We start from the raw sequence: 681 nt of genomic DNA on the forward strand, positions 1-681 counted from the left end.
CCGACGCCGCAAGGCCGGGGCCTGATCGCTCTCCGGGCCCGCGGACCCGCGGGCCCGGAGGTTGACGCGAGTCCCGCAGCACCGGCCAAGGCCCAGTGCTCGGGGTTCACGTCAGCCCTCGTTCCACCGGAACGGAGCTGATCGACGGGGAGCGGGCGTTCGTGCGCAGCCAGCGTAGACGTGACGTGACCGCGCCTCCCAGACCGGCGAAGACGCACCGCCCAGGTGCGGAGCCGACCGGATGATCCCCGGCCTTGGCCGAAGGCCCACATCCCATCCAGGGGTGTGGAACGGCCTGTGGCCCCGCACGACACCTTCTCATCAACTCGTTCTCTCGAAAGGACTCCCCACATGCGTAAGTGGGCTGGCACCTCAGCGAAGTCCGTGCTCCTGGCGGCCGGTTTCGTCGCCCTGGGCAGCGGCGTGGCCTTCGCCGACAGTGACGTGGCCACCAGCGGCAACGGTTCACTCTTGGGCGGCAACCAGGCCGTCGTGAACGCCGACGTTCCGGTCAACGTCACCGGCAACGCGATCGGTGCCGTGGCCGGCGTCGCGGGCGCCTCCAGCACCGACAGCGACGCCAAGGTGGTCGGCCACCACAACGAGGTGCACACCTCGGGCAACGGTTCGGTCCTGGGCGGCAACCAGCTGGTGGTCGATGGTGACGTTCCGGTGAACGTG

Annotated in this window: 1 pseudogene; it reads left to right on the forward strand. The window is 69.8% G+C overall.

Features of this window, described 5'->3' with window-relative positions:
• Window positions 1–351: 351 nt before the first annotated feature.
• Window positions 352–681: pseudogene (locus D472_RS0106850) on the forward strand (hypothetical protein); the annotation flags it as partial.

The organism is Nocardiopsis alkaliphila YIM 80379 (assembly GCF_000341005.1).
Taxonomy (GTDB): domain Bacteria; phylum Actinomycetota; class Actinomycetes; order Streptosporangiales; family Streptosporangiaceae; genus Nocardiopsis; species Nocardiopsis alkaliphila.